Source organism: Stenotrophomonas sp. PS02289 (assembly GCF_029960115.1).
Taxonomy (GTDB): domain Bacteria; phylum Pseudomonadota; class Gammaproteobacteria; order Xanthomonadales; family Xanthomonadaceae; genus Stenotrophomonas.
Genome location: NZ_JASCOZ010000257.1, coordinates 1 through 4,224 on the forward strand (window position 1 = coordinate 1; position 4,224 = coordinate 4,224).

The following is a 4,224-nucleotide window of genomic DNA, read 5'->3' on the forward strand; positions in this document are numbered from 1 at the left end:
GACGACGGCCGATACGGGTGATCACTGCATTGGCGCATGACCTCGAACAGGGTCATGCGTCACCGTGCCGATCACCGTCACCGGCCGTCGTCTGTCGACCGACGCTACCGGGATACATCCCACGCGGTGGTTGTGTCCGGCGGCCGCGCACCACCTCGCAACACATCTGACCATGACCGGCATACCGCACCCTGCCAAACGGCGCGACAATATGCCGCATGACTGAAAAAATTCCCTTGGTGCTGCTCCCCGGCCTGCTCAATGATGCCGAGCTGTGGCGCGAGCAGATCGCAGCACTCTCTGACATCGCCATCTGCATCGTCGGCGACCAGACCCGTGGCGAAACGATGCAGGCCGTGGTCGATGACGTACTGGCCCAGGCCCCGCCGCAGTTCGCCCTGGCCGGTTTCTCCCTCGGCGGTTTCGTCGCCCAGCAGATCCTGCGCACCGCGCCGGAACGGGTCCTGCGGCTGGCCCTGATCGACACCTCGATCCACGCCGACTCACCCGAGCGCGCCGCCCAGCGCCGCAACCAGCAGGCCAGCGTGCGCCTGCCGGGCAAGTTCCACGGCTTCGGTGACACCCTGATGCGCAGCTACATCGATGCTTCGCGGCTGGACGACTACGTGCTGGTACAGCGCGTGCGCGACATGACCGCACGACTGGGCGCGGAGGTCTTCCTGCGCCAGAGCGCGCTCGAACGGGTGGACGGCCACGATGTACTGGCCGCCTATCGCGATCCGCTGTTGATCCTGTGCGGTGCCAACGACCGCATCACCCCGCCTTCGATCAGCGAGGAGATGCACGCACTCGCACCGCATTCCACCCTGCGGATCATTCCCGACTGCGGGCACCTGGCCCCGATGGAACAGCCCGAAGCCGTCAACGCCGCCCTGCGCGCCTGGCTGGCGTCGGGACGGGCCATGCCCGTCCTTCCTTGCCGCGTGCAATAGCCGATATTTCCCAGACACTGTCTGGGAATTCCGTCTACCAATGTGGGTGCCGCAATCTCAATCCCACGCCGGCGCAATGCCCTCCGGGTTCGCCAGCCGATGCCCGCGGTCCAGCGTCGCGATCCGCGCCATGTCCTCATCATCCAAGGTCACCTCGGCGGCCTTCAGATTCGCCGCCAGGTTCTCGCGCTTGGTCGAGGACGGAATCACCGCATAACCCTGCTGCAGGGCCCAGGCCAGCGCCACCTGCGCCGGGGTCGCGCCATGGCGTTCGGCGATGGCCTGGATCACCGGCTCTTTCAGCACTTCGCCGTAGGCCAGGCTCATGTACGCAGTGACGTGGATGCCCTGTTCGCGCAGGTAGGCAATCAGCGCCCGGTTCTGCAGGTACGGATGCACCTCGATCTGGTTGGTGGCGATGGCATCGGCCCCGAGAATCTCCACCGCCTGACGGGTCAGGTCGATGGTGAAGTTGGAAATGCCGATCTGCCGGGTCAAGCCTTCGGCCTTGGCCTGCGCCAGCGCACCCAGGTACTCCACCATCGGCACCTCGTCGTTCGGCGACGGCCAGTGGATCAGGGTCAGGTCGACCGCGTCGGTGCGCAGCTTGCGCAGGCTTTCGCGCAGGCTTTCCAGCAGTGCGTCGTGGCGGAAGTGGCTGATCCAGACCTTGGTGGTCAGGAACACGTCCTGGCGCGGTACGCCGGACTCGGCCAGTGCCTGGCCGACCTCGGCCTCATTGCCGTAGATCTGCGCGGTGTCGATCGCGCGGTAGCCGACGTCCAGCGCGTTGCGGACCGACTCGATGACCACCTGGTCCTTCAGACGGAAGGTACCCAAACCAAATGCAGGAATACTCATAACAACTCCAGTGTGGGAAAGGTAGAGCGGGGCTCTGCCCCGCTGCTCCAGAAACAACGTACTCAATGTGCCGTTACGGCAATGCCCTCGGCACGGTCGGCCACGCCATCACGGCGGTCCAGCCGACCGCTCAGCGCGGTCAAGCCCAGCGCCCCCAGCACCACCAGCGCACCCAGCCACGGGGTGTGCATCAGGCCCAGGTGGTCCACCACCAGCCCGCCGAGCGACGCGCCCATCGCAATGCCAACATTGAAGGCCGCGATGTTCAGCCCCGAGGCCACATCCGCCGCCTGCGGCGCAAACCGCTGTGCCTGCTTCACCACATACACCTGCAGGCCGGGCACGTTACCGAATGCCACGGCACCCAGCGCCAGCACCGTGAGCAGCACCAGCACGGTGGAATGCGCGGTGAAGGTCAGCGCCAGCAGCACCAGCGCCAGCAGGCTGAAGATCAGCATCAGCGCGGGAACCGGACCGCGACGGTCCGCCAGGCGGCCACCCCACAGGTTGCCGACCGCCACCGAAACGCCGTACACCAGCAGCACCAGGCTCACCGCGTTGGCCGAGAAGCCGGTCACGTCCTGCAGGATCGACGCCAGGTAGGTGAAGGACAGGAAGGTGCCGCCATAGCCCAGCGCGGTGATCGCATACACCAGCAGCAGGCGCGGCTGCGCCAGTACCGCCAACTGCTGACCGAAGGTCGCCGGCTCACTGCGCTGCAGGTTGCGGGGGACGAACAGCAGGCTGCCGAGCAGGGCGATCACGCCCAGCGCCGCCACCGCCAGGAAGGTGGCGCGCCATCCCAGGTGCTGGCCGATGAACGTACCCAGCGGCACGCCGGTCACCAGGGCCACGGTCAGCCCGGTGAACATGATCGCAATCGCGCTGGCGGCCTTCTCCTTCGGCACCACCGACGTCGCGATGATCGAGCCGATCGAGAAGAACACCCCGTGCGCCAGACCGGTGAGCACCCGCGCCACGATCAGCGAGCCGTAGGTCGGGGCCATCCAGGCAATCAGGTTGCCTACCGTGAACAGCAGCATCAGTGCCACCAGCAGGGTTTTGCGCGGGACGCGACCGGTGAGCGCGGTCAGCACCGGTGCGCCGACGGCCACGCCCAGCGCATACAGCGAGACCAGCAGTCCCGCCGAGGGCAGGGTGACGCCGAGGTCGGCAGCGATGGTGGGAATCAGCCCGACGATGACGAATTCGGTGGTGCCGATGGCGTACGCACCCAGCGTCAGCGCCAACAAGGCCAAGGGAATGCCACGAGACATGGGAAGCAACCAGTGGGAATGAGGCTGCGCAGTCTGCTCGCCGCACTGTTGCTGAAAAAGCGGTCTTCACGCCAATCACTCTTGATTTTCGCGCAATAATGAACCGTAGAGCCACGCCCTGCGTGGCTTCGCGGTGCCCGACCCACCCCCACCCCTGAAACGCCCCATGAAAACCACCCTCGACGAAATGCAGGCCTTTATCGCCGTCATCGACAGCGGCTCGATCACCGCCGCCGCCGAGAGCCTGGGCCAGACCACCTCAGGCGTCAGCCGCGCACTGGCACGCCTGGAGGAAAAGCTCGGCACCACCGTTCTCACCCGTACCACCCGCCGCCTGCAGCTGACCGAAGAGGGCAGCGCCTTCCTGGAACAGGCCCGCGCCATCGTCGCTTCGGTCGAGGCCGCCGAAGAGCAGATCGCCGCCCGCCGCGAACGTCCTGCGGGGCGTCTGCGCGTGGACGCTGCCACTCCGTTCGTACTGCACGTGATCGCCCCGCTGGTCGCCAGCTACCGTGAACGCTTCCCGGACGTCGCGCTGGAACTCAACAGCAGCGAGCGTTACATCGACCTGCTGGAGCGCCGCACCGACGTCGCCATCCGCATCGGCCCGCTGGCCGACTCCACCCTGCATGCGCGCCCGCTCGGTCACAGCCGGTTACGGGTGCTGGCCAGTCCGTCCTACCTGAAAGCAAAGGGCACGCCCAAGCAGGTGGAAGACCTCCAGCAGCATGCGCTGCTGGGCTTCAACGAACCCGATTCGCTCAACCACTGGCCGCTGCCCGGGCGCACCGATGCCCTGCTGCACATCAAACCCGCGGTGGCGGTGTCCAGCGGCGAAACCCTGCTGCGGCTCGCGCAGCAAGGGGCGGGCATCGTCTGCCTGAGCGACTTCATGACCCAGCGCGACCGTGACGCCGGCACCCTGGTGCAGGTGCTGCCGGCGCTGACCGTGGAAGTTCGGCAGCCGATCCATGCGGTGTATTACCGCAACACGGCGGTTTCCGCGCGGATCACCAGTTTCCTGGATCACCTGGCTGGGGGAATGACCGGTCCTGCCTTTGTGCGCTGACGGACCGCCTGGGCCCGCCAACGGCCGGCGCTACCGGATGCCAGTCTCTTATAAACATCTCCGA

Annotated in this window: 4 protein-coding genes; 2 read left to right on the top strand and 2 right to left on the bottom strand. The window is 66.5% G+C overall.

Features of this window, described 5'->3' with window-relative positions; genetic code table 11:
• The first annotated feature begins 218 nt into the window (after positions 1-218).
• Positions 219-953 carry an alpha/beta fold hydrolase gene (locus tag QMX83_RS20510; RefSeq protein ID WP_282298471.1) on the top strand — a complete coding sequence of 245 codons (735 nt, stop codon included), beginning with the start codon at positions 219-221 and terminating at the stop codon, positions 951-953.
• 57 nt (positions 954-1,010) lie between these two features.
• Here QMX83_RS20510 and dkgB read toward each other — a convergent pair whose 3' ends face one another.
• Both dkgB and QMX83_RS20520 read right to left on the bottom strand, forming a co-directional pair.
• Complete coding sequence (dkgB, locus tag QMX83_RS20515; protein WP_282298472.1) at positions 1,011-1,814, bottom strand: 2,5-didehydrogluconate reductase DkgB; 804 nt, start codon at positions 1,812-1,814, stop codon at positions 1,011-1,013.
• Positions 1,815-1,876: 62 nt separating this feature from the next.
• Complete coding sequence (locus tag QMX83_RS20520) at positions 1,877-3,091, bottom strand: MFS transporter (protein WP_282298473.1); 1,215 nt, start codon at positions 3,089-3,091, stop codon at positions 1,877-1,879.
• 166 nt (positions 3,092-3,257) lie between these two features.
• Here QMX83_RS20520 and QMX83_RS20525 point away from each other — a divergent pair, with 166 nt between their 5' ends.
• Positions 3,258-4,160, top strand: a complete 903-nt coding sequence (locus QMX83_RS20525) for a LysR family transcriptional regulator (protein WP_282298474.1) — start codon at positions 3,258-3,260, stop codon at positions 4,158-4,160.
• Positions 4,161-4,224: the final 64 nt, after the last annotated feature.